This is a genomic window from Ruegeria arenilitoris (assembly GCF_013035315.1).
Lineage (GTDB): Bacteria > Pseudomonadota > Alphaproteobacteria > Rhodobacterales > Rhodobacteraceae > Ruegeria > Ruegeria arenilitoris_D.
The window spans coordinates 54592-74147 of the sequence record NZ_WQHP01000001.1 but is presented as its reverse complement, the minus strand read 5'-3'; the positions used below and the strand labels follow the sequence as shown (position 1 = coordinate 74147).

24 protein-coding genes are annotated in these 19556 nt (G+C 59.3%); 15 read left to right on the top strand and 9 right to left on the bottom strand.

The genetic code is table 11. The features are described 5' to 3' along the window. The first annotated feature begins 14 nt into the window (after positions 1 to 14). Complete coding sequence (locus GOV53_RS00390) at positions 15 to 695, top strand: orotate phosphoribosyltransferase (RefSeq protein ID WP_170424419.1); 681 nt, start codon at positions 15 to 17, stop codon at positions 693 to 695. A gap of 236 nt (positions 696 to 931) precedes the next feature. Further along, positions 932 to 2422: a replicative DNA helicase gene (locus tag GOV53_RS00385; protein WP_170463392.1), complete on the top strand. Its 1491-nt coding sequence runs from the start codon at positions 932 to 934 to the stop codon at positions 2420 to 2422. Between the two features lie 3 nt (positions 2423 to 2425). Here the strand turns inward: GOV53_RS00385 and GOV53_RS00380 are convergent, their stop codons facing one another. Both GOV53_RS00380 and GOV53_RS00375 read right to left on the bottom strand, forming a co-directional pair. Further along, positions 2426 to 2965, bottom strand: coding sequence for a GNAT family N-acetyltransferase (locus GOV53_RS00380; RefSeq protein ID WP_170463390.1), 540 nt, complete (start codon positions 2963 to 2965; stop codon positions 2426 to 2428). A 26-nt stretch (positions 2966 to 2991) separates the two neighbouring features. Next, complete coding sequence (locus GOV53_RS00375; protein WP_170424415.1) at positions 2992 to 3138, bottom strand: hypothetical protein; 147 nt, start codon at positions 3136 to 3138, stop codon at positions 2992 to 2994. Positions 3139 to 3148: 10 nt separating this feature from the next. Here GOV53_RS00375 and alr point away from each other — a divergent pair, with 10 nt between their 5' ends. From alr to GOV53_RS00320, 11 genes are all read left to right on the top strand, one after another. Further along, entirely contained in the window at positions 3149 to 4183 is a 1035-nt protein-coding gene (gene alr, locus GOV53_RS00370; RefSeq protein ID WP_170463388.1) for an alanine racemase, read from the top strand. Further along, positions 4180 to 4962 carry an MlaE family ABC transporter permease gene (locus GOV53_RS00365; RefSeq protein WP_170424411.1) on the top strand — a complete coding sequence of 261 codons (783 nt, stop codon included), beginning with the start codon at positions 4180 to 4182 and terminating at the stop codon, positions 4960 to 4962. Before alr ends, GOV53_RS00365 begins: the two co-directional genes overlap by 4 nt. Next, positions 4959 to 5705 carry an ABC transporter ATP-binding protein gene (locus tag GOV53_RS00360; protein ID WP_170463386.1) on the top strand — a complete coding sequence of 249 codons (747 nt, stop codon included), beginning with the start codon at positions 4959 to 4961 and terminating at the stop codon, positions 5703 to 5705. Before GOV53_RS00365 ends, GOV53_RS00360 begins: the two co-directional genes overlap by 4 nt. 23 nt (positions 5706 to 5728) lie before the next feature. Beyond that, entirely contained in the window at positions 5729 to 6103 is a 375-nt protein-coding gene (locus tag GOV53_RS00355) for a hypothetical protein (RefSeq protein WP_170463384.1), read from the top strand. Positions 6104 to 6123: 20 nt separating this feature from the next. Further along, entirely contained in the window at positions 6124 to 6576 is a 453-nt protein-coding gene (locus GOV53_RS00350; protein WP_170463382.1) for a paraquat-inducible protein A, read from the top strand. Between the two features lie 285 nt (positions 6577 to 6861). Next, on the top strand, positions 6862 to 7506 hold the full coding sequence (locus GOV53_RS00345) for a DNA repair protein (RefSeq protein WP_254439141.1): 645 nt from the start codon (positions 6862 to 6864) through the stop codon (positions 7504 to 7506). Between the two features lie 121 nt (positions 7507 to 7627). After that, a complete protein-coding gene (radA, locus tag GOV53_RS00340; protein ID WP_170424400.1) occupies positions 7628 to 8989 on the top strand; it encodes a DNA repair protein RadA in 1362 nt (453 codons plus the stop codon). A 40-nt stretch (positions 8990 to 9029) separates the two neighbouring features. Next, on the top strand, positions 9030 to 9629 hold the full coding sequence (locus GOV53_RS00335) for a CvpA family protein (protein WP_170463378.1): 600 nt from the start codon (positions 9030 to 9032) through the stop codon (positions 9627 to 9629). A gap of 633 nt (positions 9630 to 10262) precedes the next feature. Continuing rightward, complete coding sequence (gene purF, locus GOV53_RS00330) at positions 10263 to 11786, top strand: amidophosphoribosyltransferase (protein ID WP_170463376.1); 1524 nt, start codon at positions 10263 to 10265, stop codon at positions 11784 to 11786. Between the two features lie 269 nt (positions 11787 to 12055). After that, positions 12056 to 12304: a hypothetical protein gene (locus GOV53_RS00325; RefSeq protein WP_170424394.1), complete on the top strand. Its 249-nt coding sequence runs from the start codon at positions 12056 to 12058 to the stop codon at positions 12302 to 12304. A gap of 41 nt (positions 12305 to 12345) precedes the next feature. After that, a complete protein-coding gene (locus GOV53_RS00320; RefSeq protein ID WP_170463374.1) occupies positions 12346 to 12990 on the top strand; it encodes an SDR family NAD(P)-dependent oxidoreductase in 645 nt (214 codons plus the stop codon). A 59-nt stretch (positions 12991 to 13049) separates the two neighbouring features. Here GOV53_RS00320 and GOV53_RS00315 read toward each other — a convergent pair whose 3' ends face one another. The 4 genes from GOV53_RS00315 to GOV53_RS00300 all read right to left on the bottom strand — a co-directional run bounded on the left by GOV53_RS00315 (position 13050) and on the right by GOV53_RS00300 (position 15558). Beyond that, positions 13050 to 13892 carry an ATP-binding protein gene (locus GOV53_RS00315; protein WP_170463372.1) on the bottom strand — a complete coding sequence of 281 codons (843 nt, stop codon included), beginning with the start codon at positions 13890 to 13892 and terminating at the stop codon, positions 13050 to 13052. A 113-nt stretch (positions 13893 to 14005) separates the two neighbouring features. Continuing rightward, complete coding sequence (gene tatC, locus GOV53_RS00310; protein ID WP_170463370.1) at positions 14006 to 14881, bottom strand: twin-arginine translocase subunit TatC; 876 nt, start codon at positions 14879 to 14881, stop codon at positions 14006 to 14008. Beyond that, complete coding sequence (gene tatB / locus GOV53_RS00305) at positions 14878 to 15336, bottom strand: Sec-independent protein translocase protein TatB (protein WP_170424386.1); 459 nt, start codon at positions 15334 to 15336, stop codon at positions 14878 to 14880. The genes tatC and tatB overlap by 4 nt, the downstream gene beginning before the upstream one ends. Before the next feature lie 6 nt (positions 15337 to 15342). Next, complete coding sequence (locus tag GOV53_RS00300; RefSeq protein ID WP_170348913.1) at positions 15343 to 15558, bottom strand: twin-arginine translocase TatA/TatE family subunit; 216 nt, start codon at positions 15556 to 15558, stop codon at positions 15343 to 15345. 216 nt (positions 15559 to 15774) lie between these two features. Here GOV53_RS00300 and GOV53_RS00295 point away from each other — a divergent pair, with 216 nt between their 5' ends. Both GOV53_RS00295 and GOV53_RS00290 read left to right on the top strand, forming a co-directional pair. Beyond that, on the top strand, positions 15775 to 16083 hold the full coding sequence (locus GOV53_RS00295) for a hypothetical protein (protein WP_170424384.1): 309 nt from the start codon (positions 15775 to 15777) through the stop codon (positions 16081 to 16083). A gap of 15 nt (positions 16084 to 16098) precedes the next feature. After that, entirely contained in the window at positions 16099 to 16770 is a 672-nt protein-coding gene (locus GOV53_RS00290) for a helix-turn-helix transcriptional regulator (protein ID WP_170463368.1), read from the top strand. A gap of 11 nt (positions 16771 to 16781) precedes the next feature. Here GOV53_RS00290 and GOV53_RS00285 read toward each other — a convergent pair whose 3' ends face one another. The 3 genes from GOV53_RS00285 to surE form a co-directional block, all read right to left on the bottom strand. Beyond that, the gene (locus GOV53_RS00285; protein WP_170463366.1) at positions 16782 to 17951 is read right to left on the bottom strand and encodes a LysM peptidoglycan-binding domain-containing M23 family metallopeptidase; all 1170 of its coding nucleotides are present in this window, start codon (positions 17949 to 17951) and stop codon (positions 16782 to 16784) included. Positions 17952 to 18013: 62 nt separating this feature from the next. Beyond that, positions 18014 to 18664, bottom strand: coding sequence for a protein-L-isoaspartate(D-aspartate) O-methyltransferase (locus tag GOV53_RS00280; RefSeq protein ID WP_170424378.1), 651 nt, complete (start codon positions 18662 to 18664; stop codon positions 18014 to 18016). Next, positions 18661 to 19443, bottom strand: coding sequence for a 5'/3'-nucleotidase SurE (surE, locus tag GOV53_RS00275; protein ID WP_170463364.1), 783 nt, complete (start codon positions 19441 to 19443; stop codon positions 18661 to 18663). Before surE ends, GOV53_RS00280 begins: the two co-directional genes overlap by 4 nt. Positions 19444 to 19556 lie beyond the last annotated feature (113 nt).

Sequence of the window (19556 nt, the reverse complement as noted above, 5' to 3'; positions counted from 1 at the left end):
CCAGAGGTACCGTTATGATCCCCAGCTCCTTCCCCGATAGCACCGAAATCGCCCGCCTGACCGCGCGGATGCTGCTGGAGATCAAGGCCGTTCACTTCAATTCCCGCGAGCCGTTCACGCTGGCCAGCGGTCTGCCCAGCCCGACCTATATCGACTGCCGCAAGCTGATCTCGTACCCGCGTATCCGCTCGACACTGATGGATTTCCTGACCGTTACCGTCATGCGCGATGCCGGCTTCGAAGCATTCGACAACATCGCAGGCGGCGAGACCGCCGGTATCCCCTTTGCGGCCATGGTGGCCGAGCGCATGGCTCTGCCGATGACCTACGTGCGCAAAAAGCCCAAAGGCTACGGCCGCAATGCCCGGATCGAAGGCGCGATGAGCGAGGGCGAGCGCGTTCTGCTGGTCGAGGACCTGACCACCGATGGCGGCTCGAAACTGTCCTTCGTGGATGCGATCCGCGAGACCGGTGCCACCTGCGGCCATACCGCAGTGATCTTTTACTATGGCATCTTCCCCGAGACCGAGAAGACGCTGGGCGACCATGGTGTGAAGCTGCACCACCTGTGCACCTGGTGGGATGTTCTGGCCGAAGCCAAGGCGCAAAAAGCCTTTGATCAGGAAACACTTGAGGGTGTCGAAGCCTTCCTGAAAGACCCCCGCGGATGGCAGGAAGCCAACAAATCTTCATAATCCGCTTGTGAATAAGCTGGGGGTAACTCTACCCAGAATCGCCCCCACGCCACTCGCATCTAGTGGCAATGCCCGCCGATCGCACAAAATGTTGCGTGGCGCGGTGATTTTTGGCAGAGTTGTCCAAACTTATCCCACGCTGAAGGCAAGTTATACGCGACTTATCTTCAGAGATTTACAGATAGCCCCGGCGGGGTCTGATTGATTAGAACTGCCACACGGGCAGCGGGGACAATATGAACGAGATTAGCAGCATCGAGCAGGCAGCGGCGCAGATTCAGAACGCCGAAACCATGCCGCATTCCATTGAAGCTGAACAGCAGCTTCTGGGTGCGATCCTGACCAATAATGACCTGTATGACCGGGTCGCCTCGATCATCGGGGCGGAACATTTCTATGACCCGGTCCATGCCCGCATCTATGAGGTCGCGGCCAATCGCATCGCCAAGAATGCGCTTGCCTCGCCCGTGACGCTGAAATCCTTTATGGCCGAGGATGAGGGCCTGAAGGAACTGGGTGGCCCGGCTTATCTGGTCAAATTGGCCGGCGCCTCGATCAGTGCCTTCGCGGTGCATGATTACGCCCAGATGATTTATGACCTCGCCATCCGTCGCGAGCTGATCCGGTTGGGTCGTGACATCTCGGACAAGGCGGCGCGGGTTGATGTATCAAGCGAGCCCAAAGAACAAATCGTCGAGGCCGAGCAACAGCTTTACCAGTTATCCGAGCAGGGCCAGACCGAACAGGGATTTCAATCCTTCCTCAAGGCGGTCACAGAAGCCGTCAACGTCACCAACGAAGCGTACCAGCGTGGTGGTGGCATGGCGGGGATTTCCACCGGTCTGGCCGACTTGGACAAACAGCTTGGCGGTCTGCACCCGTCCGACCTGATCATCCTTGCCGGTCGTCCGTCGATGGGGAAAACCTCGCTGGCGACCAACGTGGCGTTCAACGTAGCAAAGGCCTATAAACGCGGACTGAAGCCTGATGGCAGCGAAGGCGCAATCGATGGCGGCGTGGTCGGGTTCTTCTCGCTCGAAATGAGCGCCGAGCAACTTGCAGGACGTGTCCTGGCAGAAGCATCGGAAATTTCATCGCACAAGATCCGCCAAGGCGACATGACCGAGGCCGAGTTCCGCCGTTTCGTGGATGCAGCCAAAGAACTGGAAGCCTGCCCGCTGTTCATTGACGACACCCCGGCCCTGCCGATCTCGCAGCTGGCCGCGCGGGCGCGCCGGTTGAAACGGACGCACGGGCTGGACCTGCTGGTCATCGACTACCTGCAGCTTTGCCGGGGCATGGCCGACAACCGCGTGAACGAAATCGCCGAGATTTCGATGGGCATGAAAGCCATTGCCAAGGAACTGAATATTCCTGTCATAGCGTTGTCCCAGCTCTCTCGTCAGGTCGAAAGCCGAGACGACAAGCGCCCGCAACTTTCTGACCTTCGGGAATCAGGCTCGATCGAACAGGACGCCGACGTGGTGATGTTCGTGTTCCGTGAGGAATACTATAAGGAACGCGAAAAGCCCGGCGATCACGAGCTGGAAAAGATGGAAGAGTGGAAGCAGGCCATGGAACGGCTGCACGGCAAGGCCGAAGTTATCGTCGGCAAGCAGCGTCACGGTCCCATCGGCACGGTTGAGCTGTCGTTCGAGGCGCAGTTCACCCGCTTCGGTAACTTGGTCAAACCCTGGCAGCAGGGTGGCGAGATCGAAGGCTACTAACCTCTACCAAAGCTCCGGTTTGTTGAAGGCTTCGACACAATGGGACGGCCCCTTGAAAGGCGCCGCTCCGGCCTCTGTCAGGGCTTGACCCAGCCACCCATGCGGGTGGCTCAGCGGCATCGGGGACGGAGCAAAATCCTCAGAGATCGGCAGGAACCCGGATTTGCCGTAATAGGCCGGATCGCCGTAGGTCACGACATAGTCGACATTTGCGTTGCGCAGCCCGTCCAGACCAAACCCGATTAGTCTCTGCCCAATCCCTGATTTCTGATGATCCGTGCGCACCGCGACCGGCGACATCAGAAAAACCTGACGCGTATCCCGTTCAAAGCGCAGACTGGAAAACAGGATGCATCCCAATACCTTAGGTCCATCATGGGCAATCGCGGCACGCAGGTCATCCTGCGGCGTGTTTGATAGCAGATCGGACACCAACGCCCCGATCACCTTGCCCTCATCTTCGCCTTCCGAGTCCGAAAACGCTTGCTGGAACAGCTTTGGCAGCGCGTCGGACCACTGCGAAATTTCTGCGCTAAGTTTCATCGTTCGCCCTACCCGTCCTGCAACTGTCAAAATACAACTTTGATACTCGGGCGGGTGGACACAACCTCTTTTTCGCCAATGCCTTGCAAGACAGGCCGGAACTTGCCCATGTTCGCGCCGAAGTTTGCAATAATCGTCGCTTCCCCTCTTGACCTGCCGCGATCCAATGTCATGAACGGTTCCATGAGTACCGCACGTTTGACGATCAATCTTCAGGCGCTGGCCAGCAACTGGCGAGCGCTCGACGCAAAAACCGAAGTCGAGACCGGCGCCGTGGTCAAGGCCGATGCCTACGGGCTTGGGGCCGAACCGGTGTCCGCGACGCTGGCTGAAGAAGGCGTTCGCAAATTCTTTGTCGCTGTCGCCGAAGAAGGCGTGGCCGTGCGCAAGGCCATCGGCCCTGGTCCGATGATCGCCGTATTCTCGGGCCATATGGAAGGTGACACCGATCTGTTGCGCGATCATGACCTGACGCCGCTGATCAACTCGCCGGAACAATTCCTGCGCCACCAGCAAGCCCTGCCCGATCACCCTTTTGGGATCCAGTTGGACAGCGGCATGAACCGACTGGGGCTTGAGCCCGCCGATTGGGCCGAACTGCGCCCAAAGGCCGAGGCGCTGGCCCCCGTGGTCATGATGTCTCACCTCGCCTGCTCGGACGAACCCGATCATCCGATGAATCGCCAGCAGCTGAAGACTTTTCGTGAGATGACCGATGGCACCAATGCGCCCCGGTCACTGGCCGCCACAGGCGGTACGCTGCTTGGGCCTGAATTCCACTTTGACTTTTGCCGACCCGGCGTCGGCCTGTATGGCGGCATGCCATTTGCCGAGGCCAAGCCCGTCGTGACGGCCGATTTGCCGGTTGTTCAGGTTCGCCCGGTCGAAGTGGGCGAGTCGGTCGGGTATGGCAACAGCTGGACCGCCCGCCGCCCGTCGCGCATCGCAACTGTCGCTGCCGGTTACGCCGACGGCCTGCACCGCGCCATTGGCGGTGGCATCGACGCCTTTGCGGGCGGCAAGCCCTGTCCCGTGGTCGGACGCATCTCGATGGACCTGATCACGGTCGACGTAACCGACCTGCCCGAAGACCCCGAACGGCTGCGCATTCTGAACGGCCATCAAACGGTCGACGATCTGGCCGAAGCAGCAGGTACAATCGGATATGAGATCCTAACCTCTTTGGGCGCACGCTATTCCCGAGGTTACGTGGAATGAACCCTTTGGCCGCGCTGGGTGGGCTGGGCCGCGCTGTCCTGTCCCTGCTTGCAACATTTGGCAAGGTCGGGATTTTTGCGGCGGACGCGATCTCACACATCTTTCGCCCGCCGTTCTATCCGCGCGAATTTTTCGTGGCCCTGATGAATGTGGGCTGGCTGTCTCTGCCGGTCGTGGGCCTGACCGCCATCTTCACCGGTGGCGCTTTGGCGCTCCAGATTTACGCAGGTGGCGCGCGTTTCAATGCCGAGGCCGTGGTACCCCAGATCGTCGCCATCGGCATGGTGCGCGAACTTGGGCCGGTGCTGGTTGGCCTGATGATTGCCGCGCGGGTGACCTCGTCCATCGCTGCTGAGATTGCCACCATGAAAGTGACCGAGCAGATCGACGCGCTGGTCACCCTGTCGACCCACCCGATGAAATACCTGACCGTTCCGCGGGTTCTGGCGGCCCTTATAACCGTCCCTATGCTGGTGGGGATCGGAGACATCATCGGCATCGCCGGAGGTTACGTGGTTGCAACCGAAAATCTGGGTTTTAACGCGGCGACATACCTGCAAAACACCGTCAATTTCCTTGAGACAAAAGACATCGTATCGTCTTTGGTCAAAGGCGCAGCCTTCGGCCTGATTGCGGCGATCATGGGCTGCTACTACGGCATGAACTCGGGTCGCGGCGCACAGGGCGTGGGCCGGGCCACCAAGTCCTCGGTCGAATCCGCCGCGATCATGATCCTGGCCGCCAACTTCATTCTTACAGGGGTGTTCTTCTCGGTATGATCAGAATGGAGAACGTGCATAAGGCCTTTGGCGACAATCAGGTTCTGCAGGGCATGAGCCTTGAGATCCCCAAGGGCACCTCGATGGTCATCATCGGCGGCTCCGGCACTGGGAAATCCGTGGCTTTGAAGTGCATTCTGGGCCTGATCAAGCCCGACAGCGGCATGATCTATGTCGACGGCAAAGACGCCACCAAAGGCGATCGCGATGCCTTTCTGGCCCGTTTCGGGATGCTGTTTCAGGGCGCGGCGCTGTTCGACTCTCTACCCGTCTGGCAGAACGTCTCGTTCCGCTTGCTGCGTGGCCCTTTGAAACGCCCCGCCGAATACGCGCGCGAGATCGCGATTGAGAAGCTGCGGCGCGTGGGTCTGAAATCCGACGTGGCCGACCGCTTTCCGTCCGAGCTGTCCGGTGGCATGCAAAAACGCGTGGGCCTTGCCCGCGCCATCGCTGCCGAGCCCGAGATCATCTTTTTCGACGAACCCACCACTGGCTTGGACCCCATCATGTCCGGCGTCATCAACGACCTGATCCGCGAGATCGTGACCGAGATGGGCGCGACCGCCATGACCATCACCCACGACATGAGCTCGGTCCGCGCGATTGCCGACAACGTGGCCATGCTGCACGGAGGCGTCATCCAGTGGACCGGTCCGGTTGGGCAGATGGACGCCTCGGGCGATCCTTATGTCGAGCAGTTCATCAGTGGGAGTGCAGAAGGGCCGATTGAGGCGGTGCGGTGACGCCAACACGAGGCATACCGCGCGTGGAGGAACTCGTTTTCTTCATACCAGCTATCGCTCTCTCATTGGCAACACTGGCAAGCGCCATCGCTCTTGTCACAAATCAACATCGTTTGATTGCAGCGTATCTGCTGGCTGTCATCGGCGTCATTGTTTGGCTTTTTGCAGTCATGCTTTCTGCAGTTGAAACGATAGACGGGCCTGGAATTTTTGGCGTTGCATTTCTAGTGATGGGTATAGTGATGGGTATGACGTGCGTTGGTCCAATACTGCTTTCAATAGGCCTGATCGGCCTGACCAACGGAGCAACAAAAAGCGTAAGATCGCTCTCATTTTCTTCTTTGGCTTTAACGTGGATTTTTGTCATTTGCGTTGTTGTGCTAAACCTAGTTCGCTGAACGAGGTAATTTGATTGCCTATGACCCTCCGCCTCGCCACCCTCTCGCTCCTGATCCTATACCCCATCGCGTGGTTCGCACCGCTGATGCGCGCAGGGTTACTGCCGATCTTCGGCCTCAGCGAGATCAGCGTCGTGACCGGTCTCCAGTCGCTCTGGAAGTCGGACATCTTCCTCGCACTGGTGGTCACGGTCTTCGCCCTCTTCGCCCCGTACATCAAAACCATCGGCACCGCGCTGATCCAGTGGGACCTGCTGGATGCCCGCGTTCAACCCGCGCTGAACGTCCTTGGAAAACTGGCCATGGCCGACATTTTCCTCATCGCGCTTTACATCACACTGGCCAAGGGAATCTCTTACGCCACCATCGAAACGGCATGGGGATTGTACCTGTTCACGGGCTGTATTCTGGCCTCAATCGCGTTGGGCCACATTACGGAAATGACACGCAGATCACGAAATACTCAGAACTAATTGATTGAAAACACTCATCTGAGTATCATCTTTATATTTCGAGCAGTAAAAATTTGTAGTTTCGGTCCTAAGCGGATCATTCTGTGTGTTTTAGATGTTCCCCGCTTTGGGCTGGTTTGTACCGGTTATCAAAGGAGTTCGTCTATCATGACTGCCCTCCACAACATTACATTGCAATTTCAGAATGCCTTTTTAAGACTGACTTTTTTCCTAATTTGCACCGCAGCACTTTTTTCGATTGGCGCGTGTCTTTTGTCCGCTTTGGGGGTTCTTCCCTGGCTTTCCATGCAAGCCGGATTCGGCTCTGGTCCTGTCGTCGATGCGGGCATGTACATTCAGATCGGTTTGACCGTACTGATTCTCATGCTGGCCTTCTACTTGCCCGCAAATGCCCGGATGATGGCCCTTGAAACGTCACACCGTAAGTTCTCGCTGAACATGCACGACGTCGCGCAGGCCTATCAACTGGCCCACGCGGCCGATCGCGGCGACACGTTTCTGCTGTCCTCTGAATTCGACGCAGTCAAAGAGCGGATGGCCTTTCTGCGCCATCACCCTGACCTGCAATCGCTGGAACCCGAGATCCTCGAACTGGCGGCGCAGATGAGTCATCTGAGCCACGAGCTGGCCGAGACCTATGGCGATGCGCGTTTGAACCGCGCCCGCATGTTCCTGCAACAGCGGCAGGAAGAGATCGAGCTGTTCCAGCAACGCATCGAAGAGGCACAAGTCATCCAGCACGAGCTACGCCAGTGGACCCAGGATATCGAGATGGAGGAAACCATCGCGAAATCGCAACTGACCCGTCTGCGGGACGAGTTGTTCGAACTGCTGCCGGAGCTGTCGGCGCAATTGCAGCCGCTTGCTGACGAGCGCGATCCAAAGAAGTCGCGTGTGGTCGCAATGTCCCCGCCCCGCGCTGCAGAATAGGCGCGTCAGCGCCCGTCGCCGACGATGGCCCGCCGGGCCTGAGGACGCGACGCGCCACCGGCGGAGATGAAAGTCCGGCAAGGGCTTGAAGAACCGCCCGTCCTCGGGCACGAATTGCGCCATGGCAAAGACGACTTTCTCCTGCTCGGCCTGTGGCGCAACACATACCCGGTGGTCTGGGCGATGTGATGCCTGCGGTGAATGGAACACCATCACGCAAGACGTGCCCCTTTCGGCTGGCCCCGCGAAAAAATCCCTCGGCGGCAAACGTGGCCAGTCCATCGCACTCACGGACCTGTCGACCGAGGAAACACCCCCGCCTCGCACTCTGTGCGGGGTCGAGGAATTGGACCGCGTTTTGGGTGGCGGTCTGGTTCCTGCCTCGGCCCTGCTGGTCGGAGGAGATCCGGGGATCGGCAAATCGACGCTGCTGTTGCAGGCCGCAGCGCGGTTTGCGCGCGCTGGCGTGAAAACGGTCTACGTCTCTGGCGAAGAGGCCAGCGCGCAGGTCCGCATGCGCGCACGTCGCCTAGGGCTTGAGGACGCGCCGGTGCAACTCGCAGCAGAAACCAACCTGCGCGATATTCTGACGACGCTTGAGGCCGAAAAACCGGGCCTCGCCATTATCGACTCGATTCAGACCATGTGGGCCGACAATGTCGACAGCGCGCCGGGTTCGGTGTCACAAGTACGGGCCGCAGCGCATGAATTGACCACGTTTGCGAAACGACACGGCGTCTCGGTCATTATGGTCGGCCACGTTACCAAAGAAGGTCAGATCGCCGGCCCACGCGTGGTCGAACATATGGTCGATACCGTTCTCTATTTCGAAGGCGAGCGCGGCCACCAGTTCCGTATCCTGCGCGCCGTAAAGAACCGTTTCGGCCCGGCGGACGAAATCGGCGTGTTCGAGATGACCGGCAAGGGTCTGGCGCAAGTCACCAACCCCTCAGCCCTGTTTCTGTCCGAGCGCGGTACGCCAAGCCCCGGATCAGCCGTTTTTGCAGGGATAGAAGGCACAAGACCTGTATTGGTGGAGTTACAGGCCCTCGTCGCTCCGTCGCCCCATTCACAACCCCGCCGGACCGTTGTGGGTTGGGATAGCGGGCGGCTGGCCATGATCCTCGCCGTCCTCGAGGCGCGCTGCGGCATCCCTTTTGCAGGCCTCGACGTCTATCTAAACGTCGCCGGGGGACTGAAAATCGGCGAACCCGCCGCAGACCTCGCAGTTGCCGCTGCGTTACTTAGCGCACGAGAAGACACTGCCTTGCCCGCAGACACCGTAGTTTTCGGAGAAATCTCGTTATCTGGGGCACTTAGACCTGCCCCCCAGACCGAAAACAGGTTGAAAGAAGCCCAAAAACTTGGTTTCACATCGGCAATCGCTCCGGCGGGCGGCAAAACCGGTACTGTGGCAGGTCTGACACTCACCCGACCCTCTGATTTGGTTGGGTTTGTTGGCGAAACCTTCGGAGCAGGTTAAAGTCGCGCCTTGAGGGGCAGAAAAAGAACAGGCGAGGGCCATGGAAGGTTTTACAATTATTGACGGGGTCGTTGCCCTGATCATCGTCGTGTCGGGCATCCTGGCCTACTCACGCGGTTTCTTACGAGAAGTTCTGGCTATCGCGGGCTGGGTTGCGGCCGCTGTGCTGGCCTTCATCTTCGCACCGCAGGCGGTTCCACTGGTGAAAGAGATCCCGGTGGTCGGAGATTTCCTGCGCGACAGTTGCGAATTGTCGGTCATCACAGGCTTTGCTGCCGTTTTCGCAGTAGCCTTGATTATCGTCAGCATCTTTACCCCCCTGTTTTCGTCGCTGGTTCAGCGCTCGGCCTTGGGCGGTCTGGATCAGGCTCTGGGCTTTTTCTTCGGCATCGCACGCGGTATCCTGTTGGTGGCGATCGCGTTTTTTGTCTACGACACGGTGATGACGGGTCAGTCCTACACGATCGTCGACGAAAGCCGCTCGGCCAAGGTGTTCGAACAGTTCAGCGACCGGATCGAAGAGCAAAACCCAGAGGCAGCTCTGGGTTGGGTGACGCGCCAGTACGAAGAACTGGTGGCAAGCTGCACCGAAGGCTCTGCTCCGACGGAAGAGCTGACAGCGCCAACAACAACCGAATAAGAAAAAAGCCCGGCAACAGCCGGGCTTTTTTTCATCAGATCGGATCGCGATCAGACGAACCCTTCACCTCCGCACACAGTGCATCGGATCGTTTTCAAACCGAAACAGCCGTCACACCGGCCCGTGATCGGCTTGCCGTGAATGTCGCGGCTTTTGATGACCTCACCTGCCCCATTGCAGATCGGGCACGGCGCCCGGCCCATGCCCCTGCACCTATGGCACCGACGTTTTACCGGTTCTTCCTTCTTTGTTCCTTGCTTGTGTTGCCACATTGCATAAGCCCACCCGAACCGTTGTTGATACCGCGAAATTCGTAACTTGTGTTATGACATCACACGCGGATGGCTCATGTCACGTTTTCAAACGAAAATTCGCCAAAAACGCATGCGTCAAATTGCAAATGTGATCCTTTGATGACACAGGCGCGGTTAGGCATTATGTGAGTGCCGAACTGACATGGAATCGGAGCCGCCGATCTTGCTGTATCTGTTTTCTTTCGCGCTTGTCCTAGTGACTCTGGCGCGCTTGCACCGCCAGATGGTCGGGCGACACTACGTACAGGTACAGAGTTTCAGCCAGCCCGACCTGCAAAGCTCATCACAATAAACACGTCGTAGAGATTGGAGCCCGTATATGTGTGGCATTTTGGGGATTGCGAGCAGGACGCACGATGTCTTTGCAGAGCTCTATGACGGGCTGCTGATGCTGCAGCACCGAGGTCAGGACGCCTCGGGGATCGTCACCTACAACGGTGAGTTCTTTCGCGAGAAAAAGGCCAACGGTCTGGTCAAGGATGTGTTCAACGCGCAGGACGCTGAAACCTTGTTGGGCAAGGTCGGCATGGGGCATGTGCGTTACCCGACCGCCGGATCGCTCAGCGCGGCCGAGGCGCAGCCGTTCTTTGTTAACGCTCCCTATGGGATCTATCTGGTCCATAACGGCAACATCACGAACACGGCCGAGCAGCGCGAGAAAGTCACGGCAAAATACAGCCGCCATCTGCGTACCACTTCGGATTCGGAAATTCTGTTGAACGTGCTGGCCGACAAAGTGGCCGATGCGATCAAGGTGAACGGCAATGCCGAACCGATCCGCAACATCTTTGCTGGAGTAAAGATGACCATGGAGCGTGTTCAGGGCGCGTATTCGGTAATCTGTCTTGTTGCAGGTGTCGGCATGCTGGCTTTCCGTGACCCATATGGCATCCGCCCTCTATCCGTGGCCAAACGCGATGTAGATGGAGAAGGTGACGATTATGCCTTTGCTTCCGAAGATGTGGCCTTTGGCATCAACGGCTTTGAAAAGCTGCGCGATGTGAAACCCGGTGAGGCGATCCTGATCGATCTTGACGGCAACATGCACACGTTCCAGGCGGTCGAAGGGCAGCTGACGCCCTGTATTTTCGAATACGTGTACCTAGCCCGTCCGGACTCGCTGCTGGATGGCGTATCGGTTTACAAAACGCAGATGCGCATGGGTCAGACTCTGGCTCGCCAGATCGAGGCTGCGGGTCTTGAGATCGACCGGATCATCCCGGTCCCAGACAGCGCCCGCCCCGTCGCCCTTGAGGTCGCAAAGGCGACAGGCATTCCCTACCGCGAGGGTCTGGTCAAGAACCGCTATGTCGGTCGGACGTTCATCATGCCCGGACAGGAAGAGCGTCAGAAATCCGTGCGCCGCAAGCTGAATGCGGTACCTCTGGAGTTCAAAGATCACAATGTCCTGCTGATCGACGACTCGATCGTGCGTGGGAACACGATCAAAAAGATCGTGCAGATGTGCCGCGAAGCCGGAGCAAAGAAGGTGTTCATCGCCAGCGCCTCGCCCCCGGTGAAGTTTCCGAACGTTTACGGCATCGACATGCCCACCAAGCACGAACTGATCGCCAATGGCAAAGAGATCGAAGAAATCCGGCAGGAACTGGGCGCGGATGCTCTGTTCTATCAAAACCTCGACGACCTGATCTGGTCGGCCAAAGAGGGCAACCCCGAGATCGAGGCCTTTGACTGCTCGTGCTTTGATGGAAACTACATCACAGGCAGTGTCAGCGAGGACTATCTGGACAGCCTGGAAAACAGCAGCCGCGTCAGCAAAAAGCGGCAGGATATGGAAGTCCCGGGCGGGTCGTGGAACGGGGCCAAACTGGCGTCTGGCTAACGGCACCGAACCGAATCAGATTTGGTTCCAGGCCCGCATCGCACCTGCGACGCGGGTCTTTTTCTTGCATCAAATGCGAAGCACCGGTCGGTTTCCGCGCACAACTTTTCGATGAAGGAACCGCAATCGCAATGGGTTCGACAGCGCGACTTTCAACGTGCAGCAAGCCGCTGCTGCCGCCCCTTTTGTTCTGGGATTTGGTTTGGTAGCCCCAGTGCCGAACCACTCATAAAACAAGGGGCCGGACCGTTTTGGTCGGGCCGGATTTCATGTCGAACGCCACCGTCAAAAGCGCGGCCACGCAGAAGGGCGCGTTGAAGAAGAATTCCGTTTCAGTCCTTGGGGTCTTTGGTCCCAAAGCCAACATGCGGGCCCTCATGCGCCTGTCATCTGGCCGGGTCAAAGAGGTTAAGCCCGGCAGTCGGGTCTCTTCCGGCACTGTGATCGCCATCGATGAAGAAGGCATCATGCTGCGACAAAGCGGCCAGACGCGGCGGATCGCAATCCCGGGCAGCTAAACTGCCTTGACGCCCTGCGCACATGGGTTCAAACCGCCCCTATGACCGATCAGACCAAAATTGCCCTCATCACCGGGGCCTCGCGCGGTTTGGGTGCTGCCCTGGCCGAAGCATTGGCGCCCGAATATCACATCGTCGCCGTCGCCCGTACCACCGGCGGGCTGGAAGAGCTGGACGACCGTATCAAAGCCAAAGGTGGCGCAGCGACCCTCGCGCCCATGGACATCGCGGACCCGAACGCCATGGCCACTCTGTGTCGCGGAATTCATGACCGCTGGGGCAAGGTTGATCTGTGGATGCATACTGCGGTCCATGCCTCGGCCCTAACGCCTGCGCATTTCGTTGATCCGAAAGAGTGGACAAAGGCCGTGAATATCAACGCGACGGCTACGTCTGTTCTGATCCCCTATGTCGCCCCCCTGTTGGGCGAAAGCGGCCATGCGGTGTTTTTCGACGACCCGAAGGCGGGTGAGAAGTTCTATGGCATCTATGGTGCGAGTAAGGCCGCGCAACTGGCACTGGCGCGCAGCTGGGCGCTGGAGACCGAGCGCACTGGCCCGCGCGTCTCGATCGTGGAACCTGCTCCCATGCCCACAGCCGTGCGCGCGCGTTTCCACCCTGGTGAGGATCGGGACGCTTTGACCAGCCCAGCTGATGAGGCCGCGCGTATTCTGGCATTGCTTTAAGGGATGGCCCTGACGGGCCAGCCTCCGGCGGAGGTATTTTTAGCCAGATGAAGCTGGGATCAGGCGATATGAACGCCGTTGCGCCCAGCCAGATCGACGAAGAATTGCCAGGCGACTCGGCCTGAGCGCGCGCCGCGTGTGGCCTGCCATTCGATTGCTTCGGCTCGCAAAATACCTGCGTCGACAGAAACACCATAGGCCGCGCAATAGCGGTCGATCATGGCCAGATATTCGTCCTGATCACAGGGATGGAAGCCCAGCCACAGGCCGAACCGATCGGACAGCGACACTTTTTCTTCGACGGCTTCAGACGGGTTGATCGCGCTGGATCGTTCGTTTTCGATCATATCCCGCGGCATCAGGTGGCGGCGATTTGAGGTGGCGTAGAACACAACATTCTCGGGCCGGCCTTCGATACCGCCGTCCAGCACCGCCTTAAGCGATTTGTAATGCTGGTCATCGTGGCTGAATGACAGGTCATCGCAGAACAGGATGAACCGGTGCGGTGCTGCGCGCAGATGGTTCAACAGGCGTGCGACCGAGCCCATGTCCTCGCGCTGTAGTTCAACCAGTTTCAGGTCTGGGTGGTCAGCTTGCAACGTGCCGTGGACGGCTTTGACGAGGCTGGACTTGCCCATCCCGCGTGCGCCCCACAAAAGCGCGTTGTTGGCCTTGTACCCGGCGGCAAAGCGGCGCGTGTTGTCCAACAAAGTATCGCGGGATCGATTGATGCCGACCAACAGGTCCAGATCGACGCGATTGACCTGCGCGACCGGTTCCAGCCGGTCAGGTTCAACGTGCCAAACGAAAGCCGGAGCAGCCCGGAAGTCAGGCGCGGCCAGAGGGGCCGGTGCCATACGGTCCAGCGCGTCAGCGATACGGTTCAGGGCTAGGTCGTCCATGGGTGCCTCCGGGTGTTTTGAGGTTCAAACCATGTTCCGACTGGCGCAACAAGAGCTTGGCATGAAAAAGGCGCGCCCGTTGGGGCGCGCCTGATGTTCAAAGGATGCAAAGGTTACTTGCTCTCTTCTTCCCGAATGATCTCTTCATCCGCCTCTTCTTCATCGTCGTAGTAACCGTCGGCGCGCAATTGCTCTTCACGCTTTTTCTCAACACGGCCGACCAGGAAGATCGACACTTCGTAGAGGCCGTAGACCACGACAAACAGGATGATCTGCGTGATCACGTCTGGCGGTGTCACCAGCGCGGCCAGCACCAGGATCGCAACGACCGCATACTTGCGGACCGATCCCAGCGCTTCTGCGGTGACCAACCCGGCCTTGCCCATCAGGGTCAGCAACACGGGCAACTGGAAACACAGGCCGAAGGCGACGATGAACTTGATCGTCAGGTTTAGATACTCCTGCGCCGACCCCTGAAACACAACGCTCAGCGGCGCCGCGGCTGTTCCCTCGGTCACAGCCTCTCCTTCAGCTCCGAATTGCTGGAAGCCCAGGAAAAAGTCGTAAGCCAGCGGCGTCACGACATAGAATGCAAAGCTTGCACCCAGCAGGAACATGAACGGCGAGGCCACCATGAACGGCAGGAACGCGTTCTTTTCAGACCGGTAAAGGCCCGGTGCCACGAACCGCCACATCTGCATCCCGATATAGGGGAACGCCAGAATGAAGCCGCCCAGCAGCGAGACCTTGATGGCGACAAAGAAGCCCTCTTGCGGCGAGATGAAGATCAGCCCGCAATCCTGCCCGCGTTCGGCCAGAACATCACACAGGGGTTTGGTGAGAAAGTTGAAGATCGGCGTGGCCACCGTGAAGCAGATGATCATCCCGATCAAGAATGCCACAACACAGTGTATGAGCCGCGTGCGCAGTTCCGCCAGATGCTCGATCAGCGGGGCTGAGCTGTCTTCGATCTCGTCGGTCTTGGTCATGTTTTACTTTCAGTGTTCAGCGCGGCCTCGGCCTCTTCGGCTTTGGCCAGTGCATCCGCCGCTTCCTTGGCCTTGCGCTCGGCTGCTGCGCGGGCGGTCGAGGCCTGAATCTTCTTGGCCTGCTCGGCACGTTCTGCCGCCAGTTTGCCGGTCTCGCTATCGGGATCGAACTTGGTCGGGTCGATGCTTGTGGCCATCTCCTGCGCGGCTTTCTTCACGCCGTCCATGGCGGTGTTCACAGGATTGGTCGCAGCATTCAGACCTTGCTTGATCTCGTTCACGCCCGCCTGATCCGCTGCCTCGTTCATGGCGCTGCTGAATTCGCGCGCCATGCCGCGGGCCTTGCCGACCCAACGGCCGACATTTCGAAACAGCACCGGCAGATCCTTCGGCCCCACAACGATCAGGGCAACGATGCCGATGACCAGAAGCTCAGTCCAGCCCAGATCAAACATCTGCGCTTAGGCCTTGTCTTTGTCGGTCTCAGGCGTGACGTCTTTCGCCACTTCGGCCGCGTCCTGCTCCAGCTCGTCCGCGCCTTCTTTGACGCCCTTCTTGAACGAGGTGATGCCCTTGCCCACTTCTCCCATCAACGAGCTGATTTTACCGCGGCCAAACAGCACCAGCACCACAACGGCGATCAGCAGAAGACCGGGAAGGCCGATATTGTTGAGCATGTCTTATCTCCTTTGAAGTCGGCGCACCCGCGCCGTGAATGTCATCTGCCAGTGTGTTTACGCCCGCGCGCACCAACGCAAAAGCGTGTAGCACCGGTTCTCGCAGCAAATTTGAACAGATCACGCGGATTTTGGGGGCTGGCAAAACACAACTGACAGGTTTATGTCAGTTGTAAGGGCGTAGAACGCACCTGTCTCAGCTAACAGGAGCATCACGTGACACAAATCGCAGAAACCGTAACCTTCAAACTGGCAACCGATGTCACCAAGGAGGAGTTCGTGACCATTATGAAGCGCACAGAATCCTTTGTTCGGAATGCCGAGGGCTTTGTCTTCCGCCGTCTCAGCGCGGGTGAGGACGGACAGTGGACCGACACGGTCATATGGGCTGATATGGACTGCGCCCAGGCCGCCGCGGCGGCCTTTCCCCAGCAGGACTTCGCCCCTGCGGTGATGGCCGCAATCGCGCCCGACACGGTGAACATGCGCCATGACGCGATCCATTGGACCATTGGGGCGTCATGACCCGCAGGACACCCAATGCGCCGTACTGATCGGCTGTTCGATATCATCCAGATCCTGCGCGACGGTCAGCTTCATCGCGCGCAGGACATCGCGGACCGACTCGAAGTGTCGGTTCGCACGATCTATCGCGACATGGACACTCTGGTCGCTTCGGGAGTCCCGGTCGAGGGCGAGCGCGGCGTTGGTTACATGGTGCGCGAGCAAATCACCCTGCCCCCTCTAAACCTGACCCCGGCCGAGCTTGAGGCCCTGAATCTCGGTATGGCCATCGTCGCCGAAGCTGCCGACCCAGACCTCAAAGCCGCAGCCGAGTCGTTGGCCGATAAGATCGACGCTGTGCTGCCCACGCAGGTCGTGGCAGAGGCCGACAGTTGGAAATTCGCTGTTTACCCCTTTGCGGATGCCGCACGTGGGTTGGCGCATATGGCTCCGATCCGCGCCGCCATCAAATCGCGGCAAAAGCTGCGATTGTCCTATCGTCGAATTGACGGAGTTCTGACCGAACGAGTGATACGCCCCCTGCACATGGAATACTGGGGGCGCGTGTGGACCCTGACCGCATGGTGCGAACTGCGTCAGGGCTTCCGCGTCTTTCGGATCGACCTGATCGAGAGCGTTTCCCCCCTGCCCGAGGTTTTTGCGGATGAACCCGGCAAGCGTTTGAGCGATTACGACCCGCACGCCTGACGGTTTCACATTCACCTCAGATAGGGTTCAGGATCGACGGATTCGAACCCCTTGCGCACCTCAAAGTGGACATAGGCATTGTCCCCGCCGCGCAAGGACGCGATCTTTTGGCCGCGCTTGACCCGGTCACCCTTTTTCACGGTGATACCTTCAACGTTCGCGTAAACGGTCAGCAGGTCGCTGTTGTGCTTCACCACGATGATCGGCACCTGATCTGCGTCGGCCGTAATGGCCGCCACCGTGCCCGCAGCCGCTGCGTTCACACGGGTACCCGGAGAGGACGCAATATCGATCCCTTCGTTTTTGCCTTTTTCATAGGTCCGAATGATCGTTCCGGTGACAGGCATGCCCAGGGCGGAATTGCTTTGGTTTGTCGGAGCCTCGGCTGTGACGTCCGGCGCAGGTTCCGCCGGTGCGATCACCTCATCCGGCAAGGGTTGCGTCGCGCTTGGAGGTGTTGGCGTGGGAGACCCCTGCCCCGGCTGCGTGATCGTGGTCGCGGGAACCGTCGCCGCCGCAGCTTGTCGCGGTGCGGGCTGGTTCTTGACCGGGATCAGCAGGAACTGACCTTCACGCACGGTGAAGTCAGACCCCAGCCCATTCCACTCGGCCAGCGCATCGACCGGCACATCATAAAGCCGCGCGATCGTATAAGCGGTTTCGCCACGCTTGACCTTGTGACGAATGGGCTCTGGCCCGGACGCCGCTGGCGCAGGTGCCGGAGCGGGCGTTGCGGCCGGTTGCGCCGGTTCCAAGGTCGCCGTGCGAACTGTGCCATCTGCCTGGGCCTCATCAATCGCGGCCCCCGCAATCGATGCAATATCGACCGAGCTGGCGGCGCTGACCGTTCGGGGCAAAGCGACAACTTCGCCATCGCGCAGTTGATCTGCGGCTTGCAACCCATTGAACCGCGCGACTTCTTCAGCTGGCAGGCCGACCCGAGCGGCCACATCCCCGACCGTGTCGCCGCGCCGGGCGACGACCACCTGATAGTTGGGATAAGTGATCACGCCGCGCGCATCAGGTGCAGGCCTGTTAGCGGTGGCCGCCTGCGCCGCATCCGCCGTGGAAAACCCACCCACATTGCCCCGCAAGTCATAGTCGATGGGGCCTTCGCATCCCGCAAGGACCGCCAAAGAGGCCACACCTGCCGCGATTGCTGATTTGGAAACTGCTCTCATTTTACTGTCCTCATCGCCTGCCCCTGTTGTCCGGGGTTCCAGCGCTTATCGCAAATATTACTTCACGCCTCGTCTTTGCCAAGCCCCTCCAGCAGGGGCACAAAACGGACGGGCAACAATTCGTCATAGTCCAGACCGGTTTCGGTGCGCCTGACCCGGATCAGGGTTTGAACCGCATCCGACTGTCCCACCGGCAGCACCATGATACCGCCGATTTTAAGCTGCGCCAAGAGCGGCCCGGGCGGGTCCTCGGCAGCGGCGGTCACAATGATACGATCAAAGGGCGCTTGTTCCTGCAGCCCGAAGGATCCATCCGACAGCATTGCAGTCACATTGGTCAGTCCCAACTCGCGGAATAGGTCCGAGGTTTCGCGCACCAGCCGCTTATGGCGTTCCACGGTGTAAACCCGGCGCGCGAGCTTTGACAGGATCGCAGCCTGATAGCCCGAGCCCGTACCAACCTCCAGCACTGTATCCCTAGGCCGCACATCCAGCGCTTGCGTCATCAGCCCCACAACCGAGGGCTGGCTGATGGTCTGGCCGCAGGCAATCGGCAGCGGCGTGTCCTCATAGGCGCGCTCGGCGAACAGACCTTTGACGAAACGGCCACGGTCGACCTGCTCCATCGCGGCCAGAACGCGCGCATCCGTCACCCCGCGCGAGCGCAGGGCAAAGAGGAACTGCATGGTGGTTTCTGGATCAGGTCCGGTCATTCGATCGTCTTCAGTTGATCCAGCATATCATGCGCCGTCAAATCCGCGCGCATCGGCGTGACCGAAATGTAGCCATCCAGATTGACCGCCGCGTCGGTGCCGGGCGCAGTCGGGTTGTGCTGATACCCCCCCTTGATCCAAAGGAACCGACGCCCCGAGGGGGAACTGTGAGGCTCAACCGAGAAGCGCGTATCGCGCCGATAGCCCTGCGCGGCAATACGCGTGCCCTTGACCTCATCTGCAGGCACGGGCGGGAAATTCACGTTGTAGAACAACCGGTAATCGCCCTGTTCAGAGGGTGTCGCGTCCAGAATGTGACGCACAAGGTCGGCCCCGAACCGCGTTGCGGTTTCGAACGGGTCGTCCAGCCCCAGATTGCGCGGGCCAAAGTACTGGGACAGCGCAATGGCCGGAACGCCTTGCAGGGCGGCTTCCATCGCGCCACCAATCGTACCGGAATAAAGCGTGTTTTCTGCTGAATTGTTGCCTCGGTTCACACCCGACAAAACCAGATCGGGCGGCGTGTCTTTCATGACGTCGTGCAATCCTGCCAGCACGCAATCCGCCGGAGACCCCTCGGCGGCATAGCGGCGCTCGCCCAGCTTGGCGACCATCATCGGGTGGGTATAGCTGATGCAGTGACCAACCCCGGATTGCTCGAAGGCCGGGGCCACAACCCAGATTTCGCCATCAGGGCCTGCCAGATCGGCGGCAATTGCCTCAAGCGCGATCAGCCCCGGAGCATTGATCCCGTCATCATTGGTCAGAAGAATACGCATCGCCCCATCCATCCCAGCGTTTTGACCTTGATAATGATGCCCCCGCGTGGCGGCAAGCAAAGCGCACCCGCAATCTGAGGCTTTCGCGCACCACTTGGCGCTAAACTGTCACA

What these genes read in the sequence shown, in the direction of transcription:
- radA (WP_170424400.1), top strand. Translation starts at nt 7,628, where the DNA reads ATGGCAAAGACGACTTTCTCCTGCTCGGCCTGTGGCGCAACACATACC.
- GOV53_RS00300 (WP_170348913.1), bottom strand. Translation starts at nt 15,558, where the DNA reads ATGCTCAACAATATCGGCCTTCCCGGTCTTCTGCTGATCGCCGTTGTG.
- tatB (WP_170424386.1), bottom strand. Translation starts at nt 15,336, where the DNA reads ATGTTTGATCTGGGCTGGACTGAGCTTCTGGTCATCGGCATCGTTGCC.
- GOV53_RS00365 (WP_170424411.1), top strand. Translation starts at nt 4,180, where the DNA reads ATGAACCCTTTGGCCGCGCTGGGTGGGCTGGGCCGCGCTGTCCTGTCC.
- GOV53_RS00380 (WP_170463390.1), bottom strand. Translation starts at nt 2,965, where the DNA reads ATGAAACTTAGCGCAGAAATTTCGCAGTGGTCCGACGCGCTGCCAAAG.
- GOV53_RS00280 (WP_170424378.1), bottom strand. Translation starts at nt 18,664, where the DNA reads ATGACCGGACCTGATCCAGAAACCACCATGCAGTTCCTCTTTGCCCTG.
- GOV53_RS00375 (WP_170424415.1), bottom strand. Translation starts at nt 3,138, where the DNA reads ATGACATTGGATCGCGGCAGGTCAAGAGGGGAAGCGACGATTATTGCA.
- GOV53_RS00290 (WP_170463368.1), top strand. Translation starts at nt 16,099, where the DNA reads ATGCGCCGTACTGATCGGCTGTTCGATATCATCCAGATCCTGCGCGAC.
- GOV53_RS00390 (WP_170424419.1), top strand. Translation starts at nt 15, where the DNA reads ATGATCCCCAGCTCCTTCCCCGATAGCACCGAAATCGCCCGCCTGACC.
- GOV53_RS00320 (WP_170463374.1), top strand. Translation starts at nt 12,346, where the DNA reads ATGACCGATCAGACCAAAATTGCCCTCATCACCGGGGCCTCGCGCGGT.
- GOV53_RS00335 (WP_170463378.1), top strand. Translation starts at nt 9,030, where the DNA reads ATGGAAGGTTTTACAATTATTGACGGGGTCGTTGCCCTGATCATCGTC.
- GOV53_RS00315 (WP_170463372.1), bottom strand. Translation starts at nt 13,892, where the DNA reads ATGGACGACCTAGCCCTGAACCGTATCGCTGACGCGCTGGACCGTATG.
- GOV53_RS00285 (WP_170463366.1), bottom strand. Translation starts at nt 17,951, where the DNA reads ATGAGAGCAGTTTCCAAATCAGCAATCGCGGCAGGTGTGGCCTCTTTG.
- GOV53_RS00360 (WP_170463386.1), top strand. Translation starts at nt 4,959, where the DNA reads ATGATCAGAATGGAGAACGTGCATAAGGCCTTTGGCGACAATCAGGTT.
- purF (WP_170463376.1), top strand. Translation starts at nt 10,263, where the DNA reads ATGTGTGGCATTTTGGGGATTGCGAGCAGGACGCACGATGTCTTTGCA.
- GOV53_RS00350 (WP_170463382.1), top strand. Translation starts at nt 6,124, where the DNA reads ATGACCCTCCGCCTCGCCACCCTCTCGCTCCTGATCCTATACCCCATC.
- tatC (WP_170463370.1), bottom strand. Translation starts at nt 14,881, where the DNA reads ATGACCAAGACCGACGAGATCGAAGACAGCTCAGCCCCGCTGATCGAG.
- GOV53_RS00325 (WP_170424394.1), top strand. Translation starts at nt 12,056, where the DNA reads ATGTCGAACGCCACCGTCAAAAGCGCGGCCACGCAGAAGGGCGCGTTG.
- surE (WP_170463364.1), bottom strand. Translation starts at nt 19,443, where the DNA reads ATGCGTATTCTTCTGACCAATGATGACGGGATCAATGCTCCGGGGCTG.
- alr (WP_170463388.1), top strand. Translation starts at nt 3,149, where the DNA reads ATGAGTACCGCACGTTTGACGATCAATCTTCAGGCGCTGGCCAGCAAC.
- GOV53_RS00345 (WP_254439141.1), top strand. Translation starts at nt 6,862, where the DNA reads ATGCAAGCCGGATTCGGCTCTGGTCCTGTCGTCGATGCGGGCATGTAC.
- GOV53_RS00385 (WP_170463392.1), top strand. Translation starts at nt 932, where the DNA reads ATGAACGAGATTAGCAGCATCGAGCAGGCAGCGGCGCAGATTCAGAAC.